Origin of the sequence: Pseudomonas morbosilactucae (assembly GCF_023241665.1) — a bacterium.
Taxonomy (GTDB): Bacteria; Pseudomonadota; Gammaproteobacteria; order Pseudomonadales; family Pseudomonadaceae; genus Aquipseudomonas; species Aquipseudomonas morbosilactucae.
In genome coordinates, this window is the sequence record NZ_JALQCX010000040.1 from 1 (window position 1) to 22,238 (window position 22,238).

At 65.5% G+C, this 22,238-nt stretch carries 23 protein-coding genes; 4 read left to right on the forward strand and 19 right to left on the reverse strand.

Going from position 1 to position 22,238, the window contains the following annotated elements:
* Nucleotides 1–322: 322 nt before the first annotated feature.
* The 14 genes from M1B35_RS21255 to cbiE form a co-directional block, all read right to left on the reverse strand.
* A complete protein-coding gene (locus tag M1B35_RS21255; RefSeq protein ID WP_123329674.1) occupies nucleotides 323–1,333 on the reverse strand; it encodes a FecCD family ABC transporter permease in 1,011 nt (336 codons plus the stop codon).
* Nucleotides 1,330–2,289: an ABC transporter substrate-binding protein gene (locus tag M1B35_RS21260; RefSeq protein ID WP_268262972.1), complete on the reverse strand. Its 960-nt coding sequence runs from the start codon at nucleotides 2,287–2,289 to the stop codon at nucleotides 1,330–1,332. Before M1B35_RS21260 ends, M1B35_RS21255 begins: the two co-directional genes overlap by 4 nt.
* Complete coding sequence (locus M1B35_RS21265; protein ID WP_268262973.1) at nucleotides 2,286–3,074, reverse strand: ABC transporter ATP-binding protein; 789 nt, start codon at nucleotides 3,072–3,074, stop codon at nucleotides 2,286–2,288. The genes M1B35_RS21260 and M1B35_RS21265 overlap by 4 nt, the downstream gene beginning before the upstream one ends.
* Nucleotides 3,075–3,092: 18 nt before the next feature.
* On the reverse strand, nucleotides 3,093–5,222 hold the full coding sequence (locus M1B35_RS21270; RefSeq protein ID WP_268262974.1) for a TonB-dependent receptor: 2,130 nt from the start codon (nucleotides 5,220–5,222) through the stop codon (nucleotides 3,093–3,095).
* A 155-nt stretch (nucleotides 5,223–5,377) separates the two neighbouring features.
* Nucleotides 5,378–6,760, reverse strand: coding sequence for a PepSY-associated TM helix domain-containing protein (locus M1B35_RS21275; protein WP_268262975.1), 1,383 nt, complete (start codon nucleotides 6,758–6,760; stop codon nucleotides 5,378–5,380).
* A 93-nt stretch (nucleotides 6,761–6,853) separates the two neighbouring features.
* The gene (locus M1B35_RS21280; RefSeq protein ID WP_268262976.1) at nucleotides 6,854–8,983 is read right to left on the reverse strand and encodes a TonB-dependent copper receptor; all 2,130 of its coding nucleotides are present in this window, start codon (nucleotides 8,981–8,983) and stop codon (nucleotides 6,854–6,856) included.
* Nucleotides 8,984–9,070: 87 nt separating this feature from the next.
* On the reverse strand, nucleotides 9,071–9,508 hold the full coding sequence (locus M1B35_RS21285; protein ID WP_268263028.1) for a DUF2946 domain-containing protein: 438 nt from the start codon (nucleotides 9,506–9,508) through the stop codon (nucleotides 9,071–9,073).
* A 28-nt stretch (nucleotides 9,509–9,536) separates the two neighbouring features.
* Nucleotides 9,537–10,031 (reverse strand): copper chaperone PCu(A)C, encoded by a 495-nt coding sequence (locus M1B35_RS21290; protein WP_123329687.1) that lies wholly within the window; start codon nucleotides 10,029–10,031, stop codon nucleotides 9,537–9,539.
* A 49-nt stretch (nucleotides 10,032–10,080) separates the two neighbouring features.
* Nucleotides 10,081–10,482 carry a DUF2946 domain-containing protein gene (locus tag M1B35_RS21295; protein ID WP_268262977.1) on the reverse strand — a complete coding sequence of 134 codons (402 nt, stop codon included), beginning with the start codon at nucleotides 10,480–10,482 and terminating at the stop codon, nucleotides 10,081–10,083.
* A 97-nt stretch (nucleotides 10,483–10,579) separates the two neighbouring features.
* Nucleotides 10,580–10,870: an addiction module antidote protein gene (locus M1B35_RS21300; RefSeq protein WP_268262978.1), complete on the reverse strand. Its 291-nt coding sequence runs from the start codon at nucleotides 10,868–10,870 to the stop codon at nucleotides 10,580–10,582.
* Nucleotides 10,867–11,175 carry a type II toxin-antitoxin system RelE/ParE family toxin gene (locus M1B35_RS21305; protein WP_268262979.1) on the reverse strand — a complete coding sequence of 103 codons (309 nt, stop codon included), beginning with the start codon at nucleotides 11,173–11,175 and terminating at the stop codon, nucleotides 10,867–10,869. Before M1B35_RS21305 ends, M1B35_RS21300 begins: the two co-directional genes overlap by 4 nt.
* Before the next feature lie 185 nt (nucleotides 11,176–11,360).
* Nucleotides 11,361–12,089 (reverse strand): cobalt-precorrin-6A reductase, encoded by a 729-nt coding sequence (locus tag M1B35_RS21310; protein ID WP_268262980.1) that lies wholly within the window; start codon nucleotides 12,087–12,089, stop codon nucleotides 11,361–11,363.
* Entirely contained in the window at nucleotides 12,086–13,183 is a 1,098-nt protein-coding gene (locus M1B35_RS21315) for a cobalt-precorrin-5B (C(1))-methyltransferase (protein ID WP_268262981.1), read from the reverse strand. Before M1B35_RS21315 ends, M1B35_RS21310 begins: the two co-directional genes overlap by 4 nt.
* Nucleotides 13,184–13,348: 165 nt before the next feature.
* The gene (cbiE, locus tag M1B35_RS21320; protein WP_123329699.1) at nucleotides 13,349–14,554 is read right to left on the reverse strand and encodes a precorrin-6y C5,15-methyltransferase (decarboxylating) subunit CbiE; all 1,206 of its coding nucleotides are present in this window, start codon (nucleotides 14,552–14,554) and stop codon (nucleotides 13,349–13,351) included.
* Between the two features lie 138 nt (nucleotides 14,555–14,692).
* On the opposite strand from cbiE, the gene cobG reads away from it, so the two are divergent.
* From cobG to cobJ, 4 genes are read left to right on the forward strand one after another with little or no spacing between them, the layout of a single operon-like run.
* Nucleotides 14,693–16,006 (forward strand): precorrin-3B synthase, encoded by a 1,314-nt coding sequence (gene cobG, locus M1B35_RS21325; RefSeq protein ID WP_279653863.1) that lies wholly within the window; start codon nucleotides 14,693–14,695, stop codon nucleotides 16,004–16,006.
* The gene (locus M1B35_RS21330; RefSeq protein ID WP_123329703.1) at nucleotides 15,999–16,625 is read left to right on the forward strand and encodes a precorrin-8X methylmutase; all 627 of its coding nucleotides are present in this window, start codon (nucleotides 15,999–16,001) and stop codon (nucleotides 16,623–16,625) included. Before cobG ends, M1B35_RS21330 begins: the two co-directional genes overlap by 8 nt.
* The gene (locus M1B35_RS21335) at nucleotides 16,625–17,356 is read left to right on the forward strand and encodes a precorrin-2 C(20)-methyltransferase (RefSeq protein WP_123329705.1); all 732 of its coding nucleotides are present in this window, start codon (nucleotides 16,625–16,627) and stop codon (nucleotides 17,354–17,356) included. The genes M1B35_RS21330 and M1B35_RS21335 overlap by 1 nt, the downstream gene beginning before the upstream one ends.
* Entirely contained in the window at nucleotides 17,356–19,068 is a 1,713-nt protein-coding gene (gene cobJ / locus M1B35_RS21340) for a precorrin-3B C(17)-methyltransferase (protein WP_268262983.1), read from the forward strand. Before M1B35_RS21335 ends, cobJ begins: the two co-directional genes overlap by 1 nt.
* Nucleotides 19,069–19,163: 95 nt before the next feature.
* Here cobJ and M1B35_RS21345 read toward each other — a convergent pair whose 3' ends face one another.
* From M1B35_RS21345 to M1B35_RS21365, 5 genes are read right to left on the reverse strand one after another with little or no spacing between them, the layout of a single operon-like run.
* Nucleotides 19,164–19,610 carry an SMI1/KNR4 family protein gene (locus M1B35_RS21345; RefSeq protein ID WP_123329709.1) on the reverse strand — a complete coding sequence of 149 codons (447 nt, stop codon included), beginning with the start codon at nucleotides 19,608–19,610 and terminating at the stop codon, nucleotides 19,164–19,166.
* Nucleotides 19,607–20,152, reverse strand: a complete 546-nt coding sequence (locus M1B35_RS21350; RefSeq protein WP_123329710.1) for a CPCC family cysteine-rich protein — start codon at nucleotides 20,150–20,152, stop codon at nucleotides 19,607–19,609. The genes M1B35_RS21345 and M1B35_RS21350 overlap by 4 nt, the downstream gene beginning before the upstream one ends.
* Nucleotides 20,153–20,178: 26 nt before the next feature.
* Nucleotides 20,179–20,631 (reverse strand): hypothetical protein, encoded by a 453-nt coding sequence (locus M1B35_RS21355; protein ID WP_123329713.1) that lies wholly within the window; start codon nucleotides 20,629–20,631, stop codon nucleotides 20,179–20,181.
* A 24-nt stretch (nucleotides 20,632–20,655) separates the two neighbouring features.
* Nucleotides 20,656–21,324, reverse strand: a complete 669-nt coding sequence (locus tag M1B35_RS21360) for a hypothetical protein (protein ID WP_123329715.1) — start codon at nucleotides 21,322–21,324, stop codon at nucleotides 20,656–20,658.
* 3 nt (nucleotides 21,325–21,327) lie between these two features.
* Nucleotides 21,328–22,134 (reverse strand): hypothetical protein, encoded by an 807-nt coding sequence (locus M1B35_RS21365; protein WP_268262984.1) that lies wholly within the window; start codon nucleotides 22,132–22,134, stop codon nucleotides 21,328–21,330.
* Nucleotides 22,135–22,238: the final 104 nt, after the last annotated feature.

The window sequence follows — 22,238 nt, forward strand, 5'->3', positions numbered from 1 at the left end:
GCCCCAGGATGAGGCCTCGACGAGAGGGTGGTGCGCTGAGGTGCATCATTGTGGTGCTGCCGCTGGGCGGCAGCCGTGTTCAGAAGGGGGCATCAATTCACGCCGGGGAAGGCGTCGACGAATTGCACGTTACCGTAGCCCCTCGACACATCGACCGAGCTTGCGGCTAAGGCGCCAGCGATCAGGCCCCCGAATTTTGCACAAGTCTCAAGACCGCGATCGCCGGCAAGCCGGCTCCTACAAGGTCGGGGTCACGACGGGCCGCTATGGGGCCCTTGAATTTGAGGGCTGTGATCGCCGGCGTTGGGTTTACGGCCTGGCGTTAACGGCGGCGCATCAAGCCGATGAAGAACAGGCCGCCGATGGCCGCGGTGGCGATGCCGATGGGCAGGTCTTCGGGGGCGATCAGGGTGCGGGCGGCGACGTCGACCCAGACCAGGAACAGGCTGCCCAGCAGCACGCACACCGGCAACAGACGACGGTGCTCGGCACCCACCAGGCGCCGGGCGATGTGCGGCACCATGAGCCCGACAAAACCGATGGAGCCGCTGATGGACACCAGCACCCCGGTCATCAGCGACGCAATCAGAAACACCCGCAAGCGCACGTTGCGCGCGTTCAGCCCCAGAGTCACGGCGGTCTGTTCGCCGGCCATCAGCGCATTCAGCGGCCGGGCCATACCCAGCAGCAACAGCAGCCCCACCAGCACGCTGGCCGCGGGCACGGCCAGCAGTTCCCAGCGCGCCAGGCCGAGGCCGCCGAGCATCCAGAACATCACCGCCGAACTGGCCCGGTGGTCGCCCATAAACAGCAACAGGTTGGCCGCTGCCATCATCACGAAAGACACCGCCACCCCGCACAGCAGCAACCGGTCACTGTCCAGGCGGCCGTGGCGGGCGGCGATGCCGAGCACCAGCAGCATGCTCAGCAGGGCACCGATAAAGGCCGCCAGGGGCAAGGTCAGCAGGCCGATGATTTCCCCCACATGCAGCACCACGATCACCGCGCCCAGCGTGGCGCCCGAGGTCACCCCCAGCAGGTGCGGGTCGGCCAGGGGGTTGCGCGTCACCGCTTGCAGCACCGCGCCGATCAACGCCAAGCCGGCGCCCACCAGGGCACCGAGGAGCATGCGCGGTACGCGGATCAGCCAGACGATATGTTCCTGGCCCGCCGTCCAGTCCACGGCGCCCAGGCCCAGGGCCTTGTGCAGCAGAATGCGCCAGACCACCTCCACCGGCACCCGCGCCGGGCCAAAGCCCAGGGACAGCACGCACGACAACAGCAGCGCGGCGCCCAGGAACATCAGCAACACGGCATAACGACGGCTGGTCATTCGCCGTGGAAACCTTTGGCCAGGGTTTCCACCGCCAGCACGTTGTCGATGCCCGGGGTGGCTTGCACGTAGGGGATGACGATAAAGCGCTGGTTCTTGATGGCGTCCACCGATTGCAGGGCCTTGTTGGCCAGGAGGAATTGCTGCTTCTGCTCGGCGGTGACTTCGCTGTAGTCGACGATGACGATCACCTGCGGGTTGCGCTCGACCACGGTTTCCCAGTTGACCCGGGTCCAGCTGGCGTCGACGTCATCGAGGATATTGCGCCCGCCGGCGGCGTCGATCAGCGCTTGGGGCATGCCCAGGCGCCCGGAGGTCATGGCCCGGTCTTCACCGCTGTCGTAGAGGAACACCCGGGGCTTGTCCTTGGGCAGGTCCTGTTGCACCTCGGCCACCTGGGCTTGCATCTGCGCGATCAGGGTATTGGCGCGGTCTTGCACGTCGAAGATCCGGCCCAGGTTGCGCAGGTCGTTGTAGGTGTCGTCGAGGCTGGCGGCCGGGCGCTTCATGACAAAGGCGCACGACTCGGTCAGCTCATACACATTGATGCCCAGGGGCGCCAGGGTTTGCGGGGTCAGGTCGCCGCCGATGCGCATGCCGTAGTCCCAGCCGGCGAAAAGGAAATCAACGTTGGCGTTGAGCAGGGTTTCCACCGACGGGTACTTGGGCGCCAGCTCCGGCAGGCCGTCCAGCAGGCTGCTCATTTGCGGGGTCACGGCCTTCCAGCCGCTGATGCCGCTGTAGCCGACCATGCGCGACTTGAGCCCCAGGGCCAGCATCATCTGGGTCATGTTGATGTCATGGCTCAGGGCGTGGCGGGGCGCTTCCTTGAACGTCACGTCGCGGTTGCAACTGTGCACGGTCAAAGGGTAACGGGTGGCTTCGGCAAAGGCTGGGGCGGCGCCCAGGAACAGGGCCAGGCACAGGCTGGAGCGGAGCAGGGAGCGCAAGGTCATGGTTGGGTTATCCAGGTGATGCGTGGGTAGCCGGACAGCGGGTGGCGGTCGACCAGGGCCTCGACGCCAAACACCTCGCGCAACAGCTCGACGGTGAGGACTTCGGTGGGGGTGCCACTGGCGACGATGCGTCCGTGGTGGATGACGTACAGCCGGTCGCAGAAGGCGGCGGCCAGGTTCAGGTCGTGGATGCTGGCCAGGGTGCCGATGCCCAGGCGTTTCACCCGTTGCAGCAGTTCCAGCTGGTAGCGCGGGTCAAGGTGGTTGGTGGGCTCGTCGAGCACCAGCAGTTGCGGCTGTTGGGTCAGGGCCCGGGCCAGGATCACTCGCTGCTTTTCCCCGCCCGAGAGGGTGGCGAAGGCGTGCTCTTCAAAGCCCAGCAGGCCCACCGATTCCAGGGCGTCGCGGGCGATGCGCCGGTCTTCCAGGCTGTCACCGTCGAACAGGCCCTTGTGTGGCGTGCGGCCCATGGCGACCACCTCCTCCACGCTCAGGCCGAAGGCGTCGGGAAACTCCTGCAGGACCACGGCGATGCGTTGTGCGCACCAGCGTGGCGACTGCTTCCAGACGTTGTGATGGGCCAGTTGCACCTCGCCCTGTTGCGGCTTGCTGAAACGGTAGGCGCAGCGCAGCAGGCTGGTCTTGCCGCTGCCATTGGGGCCGATCAGGCCGACGAACTCGCCGGGCGCCACCTGCAGGCTGGCGTCACGCAGTTGGAACTGGTGATGACAGTGGCCCTGGCCCAAGGGCGTCCAGGCCAGATTGGTGAGGTTCAGCGAGGTCATGGGTGTCCGATGGCAGGGTTAAAAGGTGTAGTCGGCCGTGAGGAAAAACGAGCGGGGTTCGCCGAGGATCCATTGTTGGCCGTCATTGTATTGGCTTTGAGCGTATTGGCGATCGAACAGATTGTTCAGTTCAAGGCCCAGGGTGGTATTGGGCAGGGCTTTCCACGACAGCGTCGCATCCACCACGGTGTAGCTGGGCAGCTCATTGCGGTTGGCCATGTCGGCGTAGCGGGCATCCACATAGCGCACGCCGGCACCGGCTTGCAGCTGGTCATTGAGGGCCTTGCTCAGCCACAGGTTGGCGGTGCGCCGGGGCACATCCACCGGGCGGTTGCCATCGCGGGAGACCTGCACGCCGTTGACGTCCTGCTGGAAGTCGTCGTACTGGGCTCGGACAAAGGCCGCGTTGGCCTGCAGTTGCCAGGCGTCGGGCAATTGCAGGTCGAGGCTGGCTTCCAGGCCGTTGGAGGATTGCTGGCCGACCTGCTGCTTGAGGTTCGGGTCGCCAGGCACATCGGTCAGCAGCTTCTTTTTCACGATGTGGTAGGCCGCCAGGGTCCATTCGCCACGTTGGTTCCAGAACAGCTGCTTGAGGCCGATCTCGCTTTGCCGGGCGCTGGACAGGTCGAACTGCTGTTGGCTCGGGCTCAGGGAGATCAGCCCGCCGACCCCATCGGTGCTGGTGGAGTACTGGCCGTACAACGAGGTGTCCGCGGTCACCGCGAACACCAGCCCGGCCTTCCAGTTGTTGCCGGTCAGGGTCTTGTCGCTCTGGCTGGCGTCCACCAGGTTGTCGCGGTCGATGTGCACGTAGTCACGACGCAGGCCGGTGACCAGGGACCAGCGCTCGCTGAGCTGGGTGCGGTTTTCGGCAAAGGCCGACATCTGCTTGGTGGTGGTCTTGAACTGATCGCGGTAGGCGTCTGAGCTGGAGAAGCCGCCCTGGACCGGGTGGTTCGGGTCCAGGGGCTGGCCGCCGAGCGGTGCGTCGGTGAATGGCGAGTTGTTTTTCAGGTGGAAGCGAATCCGGTTGTAGTCCACGCCGGTCAGGGTCTGGCTGTCGAGGCCAAACAGGCTGTGCTTGAAGGTGAAGGTCTGGCGGTCGCCCACCTGTTCTTGCTGGTGGCCGATGGCGAAGTAGCCGCTGCGGCTCAGTTGCTGGGTCGCAGCGTTCCAGTTGTAGTTCTCGGCGTTCTGCCAGCGACGCTGGGCCTTGAGGTAGTACAGCTCGTTGCTGGCGCTGAGGTGATCGGAGATTTGCCACTCGCTGGTCAGGCGGGTCCATTGATCGTTGTAGTGCTGTTTGTCGTCGCTGACGTTGTAGTTCTTGTCCCGCAGGCTTTTGTGGAAGCGGCCGTCGATCAGCGGCGTACCGAAGCTGTTCATCGGGTTCTGGTCGCCGTAGTCGTGGGCCAGGGTGAAGGCCAGGTCGTCGCGGGCCTGCCAGCGCAGCGCGGCGCTGACGAAGTCGCCAGAGGAATCGCCACGGTCGATCCAGCCGTTGCTGCGCAGGCGATTGAGGTTCAGCCGATAGCTCAGGGTGTCACTCAGGGAGCCGCCGCTGTCCAGGGCCTGCTGCTGGCGGTCGTAGGAGCCGTAGCCCAGGCGCAGGTGGTTTTCGATCTCGCCGCTGAAGGGCTTTTTCGGCACGGTGTTGATCACCGCCCCGGTGGCGCCTTCGCCGTACAGCACCGACGCCGGGCCGCGCAGCACGTCCACCCGTTCCACGGCCCAGCTGTCCACCGGGAAGGTCACGGTGCCCATGCCGCTGTACATACGGTTGCCGTCATAGAGTTGCATCACTGAGCCCTGGCCGGTAAAGCCCCGCGCCGACAGCGAGGTGCCGCCGTCGCCCGGGGTGCCGGTACGGCTGATGCCGGTGCTGCGGGACACGGCGTCCTGCACGCTGCGATCGCCCCGGGCGCGAATGCGTTCGCCGCTCAGGCTTTCGGTGCTGGCCGGGGTCTGCAAGGCGCTGAGGTTGAGGCGGGAACCGGCGCTGGTCGGGGTTTGCAGGCTGACGGTGTCGCTGTCATTGGCGGGCGCGGTGATGGTGCCGGTGGGCAAGGTCAATGGCTGGGCCGAATCTGCATGGGCGTTGGTGGCCAGGGGCAGCAGGCAAAGGCTGGAAAGCAGGTATTTGTTCATGGGGACTTTGAGTCGCTTCTTCGAGGAGGCTGCCCGCGGCCATAAAACCGCGGGCATGGATCTTACACTTAAATGTTACTAAGTAACATTTGTGGCGCTCGACATTAAAGCGCCCGAAGTTTACAGACCCTTCTACCGCACGCATCTCGGCTGTTTCATGTTGAAGATGAAGTGGATTCAGTCGAGCGGTTGAAGCGCGACAGCAGCAGCTTGTCCAGCAGCCAGACGGCGATCAGCGACGCCCCGACCAGGGGAAAGGCCAGCGCCAGGCCCGCCATCACCAGCATCGCGGTTTTCCATTTCGGCAAGTCATGACGCAGCGGTGGCACCCCGAGCCGACCCTGGGGACGACGCTGCCACCAGATCACCAGGCCACTGATGGCGCTGAGCATGATCATCAGGCAGACCACCAGCACCACCAACTGATTGATGCGCCCGAACAGTTTGCCCTCGTGCAGCATCACGCCCATTTCAGTGGCGCGGGCGACCAGGCTGTATTGCTCCCAGCGCACATCGGCCAGGACCTTGCCGGTGTATTGATCGACATGCAGGGTGGCGTCGTTGCGCGGGTCATCGGCAAACACGGCGACGGTGAACACGCCGCTGGCGCTGGTGGGCAGGGTAATGCTGTAGCCCGGCTCCACCTGGCGCTGTTCGGCGGTGTCCTGCACCTGTTGCAGGCTGATCACCGGTGCCGCCGGCGCGCTGCTGGCGCCGCTGTGGGCCATGTGCTCGGCGTGGTCGCCGGACATCGGCATCGGCGTGTTTTCCATGGCCCAGGGCACGGTCTGGCGAGTGGCGCTGTTGAGCACCCGGGCCTGTTCGTCGGACTTGGGCACGTCGTTCCACATGGCCGCCGGAAAGCGGTTCCACAGGTCGGCGTATTGCTTGCCCCAGAAGCCGGTCCAGGTCATGCCGCTGAGCAGCATCAACAACAGCAGGGCGGCGCCCCAGAAACCGGTCACGGCATGCAGGTCGCGCCACAGCACACGGCCACGGCTGCTGAAGCGGGGCCAGAGTACGCCGGCCGACGATTTGCCCCGGGGCCACCACAGGTACAGGCCCGAGACCACCAGCACGATGCCCCAGCCTGCTGCCAGCTCCACCAGGCGGTCACCCACGGTGCCGATCATCAGCTCGCCATGAATGGCCCGGGCCACGGCCTGCAAGTGGGTCTTGGCGTTCTGCTCGCCGAGAATGTCACCGTGGTAGGGGTCGACGAACACATTGATTTCGTCGGCCCCCTTTTGCACCACGAATTGCGCGCTGCGTTCGGCGTTGATCGGCGGCAGGTACTGTTTGATCTGCGCCTGGGGGTAAGCCGCCTGTACCCGTTTGAGCTGTTCGTCGGCGCTGAGGCGGTGATGGCCTGCCGGGACGTTGAGCAGCTCGCCATACATCAGCGGGTCGAGTTGGGGTTTGAACAGGTAGATGATGCCAGTCAAAGACAGCATCACCATGAACGGGGCCACGAACAGCCCAGCGTAGAAGTGCCAGCGCCAGGCCAGGTTGTAGAACGAGGGTTTGGGTCGGGTCATCAGGGAGCGCTCCGCATAGGCCTTTATTGTGTTGTTTGTATCGCTTGATCGCTGGCGAGCCGGCTCCAGGAGTCGGCCCGTCGGCGATGAGCGTTAGAAGCTCAGGTCAACCTTGGTCCAGAGCGTGCGCCCCGGTTCATTGATGGCCTGTGGGTTATCCGCCGGGTAACCGAAACCGGCATTGCCCGCCAGGTTCAGGTGCTCGGCGTAGGCTTTGCCGAACAGGTTGTCGACGCCGCTGCTGAGCTTGAGGTGCTTGTTGACGCGGTACGCCCCGTTCAGGGAGAACACACCAAAACCACCGCTCTTGCCGAAGTCCTTGCCGACCACGTTGCCCTGGTTGCTGGCGATGCGGTTTTGCGCCGCGACCACCCGCCACAGGGCCCCGGCGCTCCAGCTGTCCTCACTGTAGGTCAGGCCCAAACGCCCATCCAGCGGGGGCATTTGCGGCAGCGCCTTGCCGTCGCTGCTGTTTTTGCCCCAGGCATAGGCGAGCGTGGCGTCGGCCTTCCAGTGGCTGCTCAGGCGGTAGGCCGCGCCCAGTTCGCCGCCCATGATGCGGGCGTCGATGTTTTGCGCCTGGGAGGTGCTGCCCATCATCCCCGGGGTGTAGGTGAACAGGATGTAGTCCCGTACCTGGCCGATGTAGCCCGAGGCCCAGGCCTCGAGGTCGTCACTCTTGTATTGCAGGCCGACGTCCAGTTGGGTGGTTTTTTCCGGCTTGACCGCATCGAAGGCGTTGCGCGATCCGTCGGGCCCGCTGTCCGGCGAAAACAGCTCCCAGTAATCGGGAAAGCGCTGGGTGTGGCCGAGGCCGGCGTAGACCGTGGTCGGGCTGTCGGCCAGGTCGTGCTCGTAACGCACAAAGCCGCTGGGCAGGGTGTCGGCACGGGTGTCGCTGGCCGTGGGGTTGTCCCGGGCGGTCATGCCCGAACCGATGCGCTGGCGGTAATCCTTGGCGGAGGCGCGGTCCAGGCGCGCACCGCCGATCAGCCGTTCGCGTTCGGCGGCGTACCAGGTCAGTTCGCTGAAGACCCCGTAGTTGTGGAAGTCGGCATCCTGGGTGCGCGGCAGCGCCTTGTAGGTGTCGACACCGCTGGCAGAGCGCTGACGGTGCTCGCTGCCCTGGGCGTCGAGACCACCGATCAACTGCACGTCTTCCCAGCGCCAGGTGGCCTTGATCCGACCGCCGAGGGTCCGGCGATCGACGTTGGAGGCCATGGGCCCAGCCATCATTCCGGTGCCGGAGGGCGTGCGCAGGCTGTAGTTGTCCATCACGTGGTCGGCGTAGTTGTAGTAGACCTGGGCCTCAACCTTATCCAGCACTTCGCCGAGGTTGGATTGCTCGAAACGCAAGCCGAGGCTTTCGCGCTTGAACTGCGAACCGTCCATGCCGCGTCCGGCGTAACGGGCCTCGCCGTCGCCCTTGCCGGCGGTCAGCTCCAGCAGGGTGTCGGCATTCGGGGTCCAGCCCAGGGCCACGTCGCCGTTCCACTTGTCGTAGCGCGAGGCCACGGTGTCGTGGTTGCCATCCCGGTAGTCGTCGGAGTGGGCGCTGTTACCGATCACCCGCAGATAGCCCAGGGGGCCGCCCGCCGCAGCGTCCAGGGTTTTGTCGAAACGGCCGTTGGAGCCGGCCAGCAGGCTGGCGTTGACCCGGGTGCCGAGTTCGCCGAACTGCTCCGGTTCCCGTTCGAAGAGCACGGTGCCGGCCGAGGCGCCCGGACCCCACAGCACGGTTTGCGGGCCCTTGATCACGGTCAGCCGATCGTAGGTTTCCGGGGCGATGTAGGAGGTCGGTGCATCCATGCGGCCGGGGCAGGCGCCGAGCATCATGCCGCCGTTGCTGAGAATGTTCAGCCGCGAGCCGAACATGCCGCGCAGCACCGGGTCGCCATTGGTGCCGCCGTTGCGCACCAGGGCGAAGCCGGGGAGGGTCTTCAGGTAGTCGCCGCCGTCACTGGCCGGCACCGGTTGGCGCGGGTCCTTGGGGTTGGTCACCAGGGTCAGGGGGGAACTGGGGGCGACCGCGGTGATCACGGTCGGGCTGAGTTCTTCCTCATGCTGACGGTGATCCACGCGCGCGTCGTCGGCCATCGCCATCGGGGCCAGCAGGGCGCCGCAAAACAGCGCCATGGCTTGGGTGAAGTGCAGCCGCAGCGCAGTGGCGGCAAAGGTGTCGCAGGCCCGGGCAGCGCCCAGGCGAGAGTGGGCAGAAAACATAAATGTTCCATCGATCGGTCATAAGCCGCACGGCCACAAACATCCTGCTGTCAGTCGACAGCCGGCCGTGCACGGTGAAGGAAGGGCTTACGCGAAGATCGGTGGCGCGCGGCTGCGGGCGCCGGGGAACACGGTCTGCCGGGCGTGGCCCAGGCGCGTGGAGGGCGTGAGGAAGGTGTTGGCGGGGGCTGTATTCAGGGCATCGAATGACAGGCCGGAAGGCAGTGCCGGGCAACTGAACAGCAGGCTGCAATAGCCGCACTTTTCCCACAGTACATGCTGCTCGCCCTTCGGCTGGCTCTGGGGTTGCGCGTGATGAGTATCGCCGTGGCAGCCGGGTTCGCCGCTGGGCATGTCCATGTTCATGGACAGGCTCATCGGCATCGTGTGATCCATCGGCATCGCTTGGGAAATCAGCGGGCCGATAAAGATCATCAGCATGGCGAACAGACTGATCCAGCTGCCGCGCCGAACGCTTGGGGCGTTACGGCGAGGGCGGCGGCGTCGGGTGCCAGGCGAGCGCAGGGCGTTCACGGTGGGCCGTCGTCAGGGGCTACTGGGCGTGCTTGTGCTCGTGGCTAGCCTCGGGAGCCTGCTTCTGCACCGCCACCTCGACCGTGACATTGCCGGCCTTCTCGAAGTGCAGGGTCAGGGGGAAGCGCTTGCCGTCCACCAACAGGCTGCGGTCTTTAAGCTCCAGCAGCATCACGTGATAGGCCATGGGTGCGAAGGCCACTTCGCCACCGGCTGCAACCACCACCTGGGGCACCTGTTGCATCTTCATCAGGTCGCCCTGCATGACGTGTTCGTGCAGCTCGGCCTTACCGGCAATCGGCGAGTCGACGCTGAGCAGGGTGTCGGCGGTCTTGCCGTTGTTGTGCACCACGAAGTAGGCCGCGACCGTCGGTGCGTTCGGCGGCAATTCCTGGGACCAGGGATGGGCAATCTGCAGTTCGCCGACCTTGTACTCATGGGCGTTGGCGAAAGCAGTGGGCAGCAGCAGGGCGGCCAGCAGCAGGGATTGCAAGACCGGGAAGGGTTTGAACATGGCAGTTCTCCAGAACGATTCAAAAACGCAGATCACTTGCGAAAGGGAATCATGCCAGAGGCGGGGCGCCGGGGTTCAGGCTCGGCCATTGCTGGCGCGGGCTGGGGCGTGCGAGTGGAGGAGGCTGGAGCGTTCCAGCAAAAGCTTCGAGGCGTTCCAGAGGCAATGACGGAACGTGCCCGGGCAAGGCCACCCAGGGCGCGGCGCCTGAGCAGCACCAGCAATGCTGCATGTTGGAGTGGTCGTCGTTCTGCGGGGCTTTTTGCTCGAGCTTGCCCAGGGAGATCGCCACCATCTTGGTGCCGGTGGAGGAGCAGAAACTGCCCCACAACAATTGCTCGGTACTGCCGGTGTCGTTGCGGGGCATGGCCCCCGAAAGCGGCATGGCCAGCATGTTGAACAGCACTGCGAAGCAGGCGATCCAGGCAAATGCGAGCCGTTGTCGGGACATGGGGGCGATCCGTCGGTTGGGCGATCAGGCGGGTATTTAGCCTGATCGCTGTGGATAAGTAAAAATGCCGTGTGCGGTGTGGTGTCGCAGTGCCGCCTCAGGCCTGGCCGACGTGGAGTTTCAGCCCCAGCGCCTTCATGACCTTGATGATAGTCGCGAACTCGGGATTGCCCTGGCTGCCCAGGGCTTTGTACAGGCTTTCGCGGCCCAGGCCGGTGTCGCGGGCGACCTGGGTCATGCCGCGGGCACGGGCGATGTCGTTCAGGGCTGCGCGGATCAGCACGCCGTCGCCGGCATCCTCGTCGAAGCAGGCGTCCAGGTAGGCGACCATTTCCTGCGGGGTCTTGAGGTGCTCCGCCGCGTCAAAACGGGTCATTACTCGGGTCATGTGCAGTCCTCACTCTTGAGCGCATGTGCCAGTCGCCGGGCACGTTGAATGTCACGGGGTGGGGAATCCTTGTCGCCGCCGATCAGCAGTAGGTAGAGCACCTGGCCCCGGCGGGAGAAATACACCCGGTAGCCGGGCCCGCGATGAATACGCATTTCGTAGACACCGCCCCCTACCGCTTTGCAGTCGCCGAAATGGCCCAACTGCGCAGCCCTGATCCTGGCCAGTACCCGGGACTTGCCCACGGGGTCCTTCAGGGTTTGGAGCCAGCGGACGAATACGGGGGTCTGTTCAAAGATAAGCATGGCGAATGTAGTCCTTGGGATACAGTCTGGCAAGCCAACGGCCAGGCTGACTGTGGATGGGCCGACGAGCGGCCGAGCGGCCAGCGCGGTCGCTCGTCGAGGCTGTCCAAGGACGTTAATGCAGGGGCTTTTTAAGTTCTGTCAGGTGATTCGCCCACTACTGTCGGGCGGGTCTGTTTGTTGTGTCAGGCCTGGGGCAGGTGGCCCAGGGCCTGCAGCATCTGGGCCGGCGTGCTGAAGCAGCGGTCGGCCTCGGGCAGTGTCGGGCGCTTGAGTACCAGCACCGGCAGGCCCCGTTCGCGGGCCACTTGCAGCTTGGGTTCGGTGGCGCCGCTGCCGCTGTTCTTGCTGATCAGCACATCGATCCGGCGCTGCTCGAACAGCTTGCGCTCGTCTTCCAGGACAAAGGGCCCGCGGGCGCCCAGCACTTCGCAACGGGCATTGCCCGGGTAAGCCTCCAGGGCACGCAGGGTCCAGAATTGCCCCTCGGGGATTTCATCCAGATGCGCCAGGGGCTCGCGCCCCAGGGTAAACAGCGGCCGTTGGAAGGGCGCCAGGGCGAGCACCAACTCTGCCCAGTCGGCCACCTCTTGCCAGTTATCCCCAGCCTGCGCTTGCCAGGCAGGGCGGCGCAGGGCCCAGCAGGGAATGCCGCTCAGTTGCGCCGCGCGCACTGCGTTGTGGCTGATTTGCGCCGCATAGGGATGGGTCGCGTCCAGCAGCAGGTCAATGCCCGCGTCTCGGATAAATTGCGCCAGGCCCTCGGCGCCGCCATAACCGCCGACCCGCACTTGGCAGCGCAAGTCGGTGGGCACACGGCCCACGCCGGCCAGGCTGTAGATATGTTCCGGGCCCAGGGTGCGAGCGATGGCCAGGGCTTCGGTGACGCCCCCCAGGAGTAACACGCGCTTCATGCAAAGGCTCCGGCGTGGCCGACGATGCCGCCTTGGCGGTCGATGGCGAAGACTTCCACCTGGACTTGGGCCGGCACCACGCTGCGGGCGAAGTCCAGGGCGTGCTGGCACACCGCGTCACCGAGGGCGATGCCGGCAGCGCTGGCCATGGCCAGGGCTTGCTGGCTGGTATTGGCCTCGCGAATGGCCTGTTGCAGCGCGGCATCGGCGCCGATCGCCGCGGCCCATTCGGCCAGTTGCGGCAGGTCGATGCTGGAATGGCGGCTGTGCAGGTCCATGTGCCCGGCCGCCAGTTTGCTGATCTTGCCGAAGCCGCCGCACAGGCTGAGCTTATCCACAGGCACTTTGCGCAGGTGCTTGAGCACCGCGCCGACAAAGTCGCCCATTTCGATCAGGGCGATTTCCGGCAGGTTGTAGACCCGGCGCATGGTGTCTTCGCTGGCGTTGCCGGTGCAGGCGGCAATGTGCAGGTAACCGTTGGTTTTGGCCACGTCGATGCCCTGGTGGATCGAGGCGATGTAGGCCGCGCAGGAAAACGGCCGGACAATGCCGCTGGTGCCGAGAATCGACAGCCCGCCGAGAATGCCCAGGCGCGGGTTCATGGTTTTCAGGGCCAGGGCGGCGCCGTCCTCGACGTTCACCGTGACCTCAAAGCCGCCCGGGTAGCCTTGTTCTGCGGCCAGTTGCAGCAGGTGTTCGCTGATCATTTTGCGCGGCACCGGGTTGATCGCCGGCTCGCCCACGGCCAGTACCAGCCCGGGGCGGGTCACGGTGCCAACGCCTGTGCCTGCGATAAAACGCACCCCGGGTTCGGTGGTCAGGCGCACTTGGGAATACAGCAGGGCACCGTGGGTCACGTCCGGATCGTCACCGGCGTCCTTGATCGTGCCGGCTTCGGCGCCGTCGGCCGTGGCGCGGCAGAACTCCAGGCGCATCTGCACCTGCTTGCCTTTGGGCAGGGTGATGTCCACGGCATCCGCATGGCTGCCCCCCAACAGCAACCGCGCCGCCGCCAGGCTGGTGGCCGTGGCGCAGCTGCCGGTGGTCAGCCCGCTGCGCAGTGGGGCGGGTTGTTCGGCGGTTTCATCACGCATCGAATACCCCCATGGCATCAGCAGCCTCCCGTAGCAGCCAGCTTGCTCGCGATGGCTGCGCGACGGTGTTGGCGGCGGGCCTGATCGCCGGCAAGCCGGCTCCTACAGGGGGCGTTGCGGTTGTCTGGGCGGGCGCTATTGCCGGCAAGCCTGATGTTACGGGGTTCATAGGGGTTTGCTGACGTCGAGCAGGGTGATCGGCAACGCCTGGCGCCAGGTGTCGAACTCCCCCAGGGGCTGGGCCTGGGCGATGTGGATGCGGGTCAGTTCGCCGCCATATTTTTCACGCCAGGCCATCAGGGTCATTTCGCTTTGCAGGGTCACGGCGTTGGCCACCAGGCGGCCGCCGGGCTTGAGCTGCTCCCAGCAGGTGTCCAGCACCCCTTCACGGGTCACGCCGCCGCCGATAAAAACCGCGTCCGGGCGCTCCAGGCCGGCCAAGGCCTGGGGGGCGCGGCCGCGAATCAATTGCAGGCCGGGTACGCCGAGGCTGTCGCGGTTGCGTTCGATCAACTGCTGCCGGCCGTCATCGGCTTCAATCGCCAGGGCTCGGCAACTCGGGTGCGCGCGCATCCATTCGATGCCGATGGAGCCGCTGCCGGCGCCCACGTCCCAGAGCAGTTCCCCGGGCACTGGCGCCAGGCGCGCCAGGGTCATGGCACGGACATCGCGCTTGGTCAGTTGGCCGTCATGTTCGAAGGCCGAGTCGGGCAAGCCGGCCAGGCGCGACAGGCGCGGGGTGGCGGTTTCGGCGCGGCAGTCGATGGCCAGCAGGTTGAGGTCGGCAATCAGTGGGTCGCTCCACTCGTGGGCGGTACCTTCGATTCGCCGTTCGGCTTCGCCGCCCAGATGTTCCAGCACGGTGAGCCGGCTTGGGCCGAAACCCCGTTCGCGCAACAGTTTGGCGATGGCCGCCGGGCTGTGCCCGTCGTTGCACAGCACCAGCAAACGCACGCCGCTGAACAGTTGGGCATTGAGCGCGGCAATGGGGCGCGCCACCACCGACAGGGTGACCACGTCTTGCAGCGGCCAGCCCAGGCGCGCCGCCGCCAGGGAATAGGACGAGGGCGAGGGCAATACGTGCATGTCTTCCCGGGCCACCTGCCGCGCCAGGCTGGCGCCGACGCCGAAGAGCATGGGGTCACCGCTGGCCAGCACGCACACCGCCGTGCCGCGTAACGCCAGCACCGGCTCCAGGGAGAACGGACTGGGCCACACTTGCCGTTCGCCACGAATACACACCGGCAATAAATCCAGTTGCCGCTGGCCGCCCACAATCCGCGAAGCGCCCATCAGGGCACGCCGGGCGTTCTTGCCCAGGCCCTTGAAGCCGTCTTCACCGATTCCCACTACTGTCAGCCAGGGCGACATTGCTATTCCTCGAACGTCAAATGTGTTCTTCCGACCGGCAGGCTTTTCATGCCTTTGGACAAAGCAGGCATAATACCGCGCCTTCGCCCGCGAAGCGCCTTTCCCACACTGCCGGTTACCCCCTTGAACGAACGCCCGATGTCCACCGCCTTACGCCCCTCGGCTTGCCCGGGGTTGCTGCGTATCGTCCCGGCGATCGATGGCGGTATCTGCCGGATCAAGCTGGCGGGTGGGGCCATCAGCGCCGCCCAGGCCTGCGCCGTGGCCCAGGCGGCCGAGCGTTATGCGGGCGGGGTGATCGAGGCGACCAACCGCGCCAACCTGCAGATCCGCGGTATTGGCGCGCAACACTCGGCGTTGATCGGCGAGTTGCTGGCCGCTGGCCTGGGCCCGACCACCGCGGCCGGTGATGATGTGCGCAACCTGATGCTCAGCCCCACGGCGGGGATCGACCGGCAGATGCTCATCGACACCCGCCCGCTGGCCGAGGAAATTCTGGCCACCCTGCAGAGCCATCCGCGCTTTCACCAGTTGTCGGCCAAGTTCGCCGTGCAACTCGATGGCGGTGAAGCCCTGGCGATGCTCGAACATCACCACGACCTGTGGCTGGCCGCCTTCATGCACGAGGGGCAGCCGAGGTTGGCCTTTGGCCTGGCCGGTTGCCCTGTGGATAACCCTCTGGCCAGCGTCGCGTTGGAAGCGGGGCATGAGCTGGTGGTGGCGGTGCTGGAGCTGTTTCTCGATGGGGCCCGGCCCGAGCAGACGCGCATGCGCCACCTGCTGTCGGAGTCTTCGCCGGATCAGTTGCTGGCGCAGTTGGCTGCACGTTTGAGCGCGCCCTTGCTCCGCATCGATGCCTGGCAGCGTCCGGCTGCTGCGGGCCTGTTGCACATCGGCACTTATCCACAGGCGGACCCGGCCCGGGTCTACGTCGGCGTCGTGGCCGCCCTGGGGCGGCTCGACCCGCATATGCTCAGAGGCGTGGCCCAACTGGCCAGTGAATGGGGCGATGGCACCCTGCGCTTCACTCCTTGGCAAAGCCTGCTGCTGCCGAACCTGCGGGTGGCCGATGCCCCTGAGGTCACCCGGCGCCTGGCGCAGTTGGGCCTGCTTTGCTCGGCGGACCAGGCCTTGGCGCAACTGGTGGCCTGCACCGGCTCCAGCGGCTGCGCCAAGGGCCTGGCTGAAACCAAGGGCGACGCCCTGCAACTGGCCAAGCTGCTGCAACGTCAGGGCCAGACCCTGAATGTTCACCTGTCCGGGTGCTCGCGCTCCTGCGCCTGTGCCCATGTGGCGCCCGCCACCTTGCTGGCCGTCGCCCCCGGGCGCTACGACCTCTATTTTCGCGATGCCGCGCAGCCGGGTTTCGGCACGCTGCACGCACGCAACCTCTCTATTGAAGCGGCTGGCGCATTGCTCGATGCCCGCCCACGGAGCAACACCGATGATTGATTACATCCGCGACGGTCAGGAGATCTATCGCAACTCCTTCGCCATCATTCGCGAAGAAGCCAAGCTGGAGCGCATCCCGGCCGACCTGGAAAAACTCGCGGTGCGGGTGATTCATGCCTGCGGCATGGTCGAGGCGATCGATGGCCTGCAGTTCTCCGAAGGGGCCGGCAAGGCCGGGCGCGAGGCCCTGGCGGCCGGTGCGCCGATCCTCTGCGATGCGCGGATGGTCTCCGAAGGGGTGACCCGGGCGCGCCTGCCGGCGAACAACCAAGTGATCTGCACCCTGCGCGACGAAAGCGTTCCAGACTTGGCCCGCGAGCTGGGTAATACCCGCTCGGCGGCGGCCCTGGAACTGTGGCGCCCGCACCTGGAAGGCAGCGTGGTGGTGATTGGCAATGCGCCAACGGCTTTGTTCTATCTGCTGGAAATGCTTGATGCCGGCGCCCCCAAGCCGGCGCTGATCCTCGGCTTCCCGGTGGGTTTTGTCGGCGCCGCGGAATCCAAGGCCATGCTCGCCGCCGACAGCCGCGGTGTGCCCTTTGTGATCATGCAAGGTCGCCTCGGTGGCAGCGCCATGGCTGCCGCCGCCGTCAACGCCCTGGCCACGGAGATTGAATGATGCAGCAACCTGGACGTTTGATCGGCCTCGGCGTGGGCCCGGGTGACCCGGAACTGATTACGGTCAAAGCCCTGCGCCTGCTGCGCGAGTCGCCGGTGGTGGCGTACTTCGTCGCCAAGGGCAAAAAGGGCAACGCCTTCGGCATCATCGAAGCGCACCTGCAAGCCGCCCAGACACTGATGCCACTGGTGTACCCGGTGACCACCGAAGCCCTGCCGGCGCCGCTGTCCTACGAGCAAGTGATCAGCGACTTCTACGACAGCGCTGCCGAAGACCTGGCCCTGCATCTGGATGCCGGTCGGGATGTGGCGGTGATCTGTGAAGGCGACCCGTTCTTCTACGGTTCCTACATGTACCTGCACGACCGCCTGGCCGAGCGCTACCAGGCTGAAGTGGTGCCGGGTGTGTGCTCCATGCTGGGTGGTGCTTCGGTGCTGGGTGCGCCGCTGGTGTATCGCAACCAGAGCCTGTCGGTGCTCTCTGGCGTGCTGCCCCACGACGAACTCAAGCGTCGCCTGGCCGATGCCGATGCGGCGGTGGTGATGAAATTGGGGCGCAACTTCCCCAAGGTGCGCCAGGTGCTGGAAGAGCTGGGGCTGGCCGAGCGTGCGCTGTACGTCGAGCGCGCCACCATGGCCAACCAGAAGATTGTGCCGCTGGATGAGGTGGTGCCGATGTCGTCGCCGTACTTCTCGCTGATCATCGTTCCGGGTGAAAGGTGGCAAGGCTGATGACCCGTTCAACACCGGCGATTGTGATTCTCGGCCAGGGCAGCCTGGCCACGGCGCGCAGGCTCCAGCAGCTGTACCCGGATGCGCTGATCCACGGCCTGGCCGAGCGGGTCGAAGGTGCGGACCGCAGCTATCACGAGTTCGGCGCCACCTTGCGCCAGCTCTATCAACAGAACACGCCGATCATTGCCCTGTGCGCTGCCGGCATCGTCATCCGTACCCTGGCGCCGTTGCTCCTGGAGAAGGGCGCCGAGCCGCCGGTGCTGGCCGTGGCCGAAGACGGCAGCGCGGTGGTGCCGTTGCTCGGTGGCCTGGGCGGGGTCAACGTCATGGCCCGGGAAATGGCTGCCGGCCTGGGTGTGGCCGCGGCCATCACCACCAGCGGCGAGCTGCGTTTTGGCACCTGCCTGCTCAACCCGCCCAGCGGCTATGCCCTGGGTGACCTGGAGCTGGGCAAGCGCTTTGTCTCCGACCTGCTGGGCGGTGAAAGCGTGCGCATTGAAGGCGCCGCGCCCTGGCTGGCCGAGGCCAAGTTGCCGGAAGACGCGCACGCACGCCTGAGCATTCACGTCGGCTCCGCCGAGCGCGAACCCACGGCCAATGAACTGCTGATCTACCCCCGCAGCGTCCTCATCGCCTGTAGGCGCCGGCTTGCCAGCGATAGCTCTATCAGCCTCGCCGAGTCGATCCGCCAAACCTTGCACCAGGCCAACATCGCGGTGCAGTCCCTGGCCTGCCTGCTGGCCGCCGACACGGACATGGCTGACCGAGCCCTGCACGACGCAGCCACCGAACTGGGGGTGCCCCTGCGTTTCGCCCCGGCCGCCAACAGCGTGGTCGAACTGGCGCAACAGGCCGTGCCGCAATTGTTGCCGCCCATTAGCAGCGGCGACGATCTGGCCATCGCCGTCGCCAACCAGCCCCTGGACCCTGAGCAGATCGGCCGTCCTCGCGGCCGCCTGGCGGTGATCGGCCTCGGCCCTGGCGCCGCCGAACTGATGGTGCCGGCGGTGAAGGCCGAACTGGCTCGGGCCAATGACATCCTCGGTTACGAAACCTACGTGCGCATGGCCGGGCCGTTCCGTGCCGATCAGGTCATGCACTGCACCGATAACCGTGAAGAAATGCAGCGGGCCCGGCACGCCTTCGAACTGGCCGCCCAAGGTCGCTCGGTGGTGGTGGTGTCGTCCGGTGACCCGGGCGTATTTGCCATGGCCGCCGCCGTGCTGGAAGCCCTGCACGAGTCCACGGACCCGGCCTGGCACAACGTCGACCTGGAAATGCTCCCCGGTGTGTCCGCGTCCCTGGCCACCGCCGCCCAGGCCGGTGCGCCGCTGGGCCATGACTTCTGCGTGCTGTCGCTGTCGGACAACCTCAAGCCGTGGGCCATCATCGAAAAACGCCTGGAGCTCGCCTCCCAGGCGGACCTGGCGTTGGCGTTCTACAACCCGATTTCCCGGTCACGGCCGTGGCAACTGGGGCGTGCCCTGGAAATCGTCCGCCAGCACCGAACGCCGGAAACACCGGTGGTCCTGGGCCGGGACATCGGCCGGCCCGGGCAGACGTTGCGGGTCATCACCCTTGGCGCCCTGACCCCGGAACAGGTGGATATGCGCACCATGGTACTGGTGGGATCGTCCACCACCTGCACCTTCCCCAAGGCGAGTGGTGGCGAGTGGGTGTATACGCCGAGGTGGTACAAGGGCAGTTGAAAGTGGGGAGTGGCAAGCGGCAAGTTTGAAGCTGGCAGGGGGCGTTGTAGGCGCTGGCTTGCCAGCGATGAGGCCCTATCTGCCCACGGGGCGGCTTATTGGTCTTCCGGCGCTTGCGCGGTCAGCAGCCAGGTGATGAATTCGAAGAAGCTGCTCCACCGGGCGGGCATGCGGCCGTTGATGAAGTCTTCCCGGTGCCCGAGGTCGAAGTCCCAGACGCCACCGCTGTTGTTGTCCAGCAGGTAGCCGCCTTCGCCTTGCAGGGAGGTGAAGGCGATGAAGTGCTGCGGCAGTTCCCAGACCTCGTGAATGAACTCGGTGCCCATCAGGATTTGTTCGGTAGGCTCGGCGAGGTCACAGAGCATTTCGTCGCTGGCGCGGCTTTTGAAGTCGGCGGGGCAGTAAGCCAGGTAGATCTGTGCGAACTCGCTGTCCAGGGCGATGCCCAGCCTGTTCAGGGCCTGGGTCACCTGGGCGACGTCGGCACGCGGGCGGAGGTCGGGCTGGGCTTCGATCAGGGCGATCAGTTGCGCGGGAATCATTGGCTGTCCTCGGTCGCCAGTGGCCATTTGTCCAAGGGCAAATGCGACCTGTTGAGGGCGAAGTGTTCCCGAGCCTGGCCCAGGGTCATGTGGTTCGGCCCGCTCGGCACATCCAACGCTTCGTTGCCGTCATCCTCCCAGCCACACAGGTCGCAGATTTCATACTGACCCCGCGTCGATAAGGTTCGATAAGCGCAGCAAGGGCAGGCCTCCAGTTGCTCACACCCTGGGCTGACGATGCAGTCGCCGAGCCCGGCTTCATGCAGGCAGCGCATCAGATAGCGGTGAGTGACACCCCGATATTCAGCGCGCAGGGCGATCATCAGCAGAGGGGCGTAGCGCGGGTTCAGCCCATCGTCGGGGGGCTCCGATTCGTCCAGGATCTGCTGTTGCAGGTCTGGCGGCAGTGTGGCGAATTCTTGGTCGTCGCCATCGAGCCCCCACCAATTCAGCAGGTGGCTGGCTCGGGCGGCGGCGTCGAGGCTGGACAGCCGATGTTCGCTCAGGCGCTCGATGGCTTGGGTGGCGGTGAGGTTTTCCATGGGAGCTCGGTGTGCAGTCGTGGGCGTCATGGCCAGGTCAGGGTCAATTGGTCGGGGCGGTCGATGGGGATGCGCACCCGGACCCCGGAGGTCGACTCGGCATCAACATGCTGGTCCTGGATCTCGACCCGGCTGAAGGGGTTGGTGTCCCTGAAGGCAATCAACCAGATCAACTGATCCGAGCCCTTTTCCTGCAAGGCGACAAAACCATCGCCGCCATAGCCTGCCGTCTCGCCGCCCTTGGCATAAAAGGGCTGCGGGCCGTCGGCGCAGCAGCTCAGGGTGGTGATGAAGTCCGGATCTTGTTCGGGCTGATAGTCCAGGGCCGGCATCCAGACTTTGTTGAGTAACTGGCTGTGTTGATAGGGCAGGTCGAACAGGCAGTAAAAACCATTGCTCAGGACCAGGCAGTTTGCCTGGGGGAAGCATTCGTCCTGCCACTGTTCCTGGATAAAAGCCATGTCGGCGCTGTAGGGCATGTTGTTCTCGATCCTTTCGAGCCGTTACAGGCTGGGCACCAGCAGGAAGCCTGCGTAGTAAGCGCAGTGCCCGGGGTAGCCGGGGCGTGCGTCGCAGGGTTTAAGGCAGCCTTGGGTGCCATTGGGAAAACGCGCGGCCACCGACATTGCGAAACCGTAGGTGGGCGTGGTCACGGCAAAGCTGTTTTCGCACACAGCCTTGGTGCTGTAAGTGAAGGTCATGGATTCTCGCCGTCCGTTCTGGGCGAAGGCCACCTCGAAGCTGTTGAGGCTTTTCCAGCCCGACAGGGGCAGCACCACAAAGCGATAGCGGGTGCTGTCGAGCTTCTGCCCCATGACCCGCAGCGAGTTGGTGGCCGAGTCGGTTTTCGGCGAAGGGTAGGGCAAGGCCAACAGCGCCCGAGGGTCGCCGAGCACGCCGAGCTCGAAGCCGATGCCTTTCTGGTAGAACGGGATCTCGATGTTCGGGTAGCCGTCGATTTTCACGTATCGGCTGGACGCGTAAGGCCCTGAAGTCTCGGGCTTGTAGTCCGGCGCCTGGGCAAAGGTGACCTCGAGTTCCAGCACCGCATCGGCGGCCTTGGCGTCTTCGCTGCGAATATCGCTGGGGCGCTCGCTGCCATGGCTGGCGCAACCGGCCAGCAGGGCGACGGTGGTGAGTTGCAGCAGGCGTTGCCATAGAGAAGTCGGCATCACTCAATGCTCCGTCTTGAGAGGGCTGGAGGTCAGGCCCAGGCCCTTGAGTTGCCAGGAACCTTGCACCTGCTGCCAGGTAAAATGCTCGCCGACCCATTCCACCTGCAGGGCATGGTGCAGGCGGTTCTGGTCGATGCGCCGGCCTTCGTCCAGGGCTTTGCGAGCGCGGGCGCCGGCTTCCTCGAACAGTGGCCAGAGTTGCTTGCCATTCAGCTCCTTGCTGATCGGCAACTGGGCGTAGACCCCGCGTTCCTCCGAGCTGAGCAGCAACCCTTCCTTGGCCAGGAACGCCGCGCTGCGGTTGTCCGGCGCGACAGAGACCAGCATCGCGTAGTGGGAAAAGCCCCAGCCGGGCAGCCGCTCGTCGAACCACAGGACTTGCCCGGTCGAGGGTACGAAGGCACGAGCGCCTTCGGGAAACAGCAGCAGGTCCTGGCGCCCGGGTTGCGCCTGGCCCCAATCGGGCTCGTCACGGCTTTTGACCGGGCTGAGGATGCGCGCCAGGGGCGTGTCGTTCTGCACCGCGATAACCACCGTGCCGACGCCCATCCACTCGATGCTGGTCGCCAGCAGCACCGGCTGGCCGTTCCGGGTCGCGCCCGTGGGCCGCACATCGGTGATTTGCCAGGCATTCAGTGGTCGGTAGGGCCGGCCCTTGTAGGTGATTTCCAGGGTGCTGATGGACGACTTGCCGCGAAAGACATGGAAGTCGCCAAACTGCTCGCTATAGCCGCTGAGGTAGTCGAGCTTTGTGTTGTGTGGCGCACGTGTCGCTTCCTCCGCCACCAGCGGTTGCGCCACGAACATGGCCAGCGCCAGGCAACATCCGCGAGCGTTGCAGGCACGCCATAGGCGTTGCAGAAGTTTGGAGGCTGCGTCCGTGCCGAGACTTCGATGAAGAGTCTGCATGC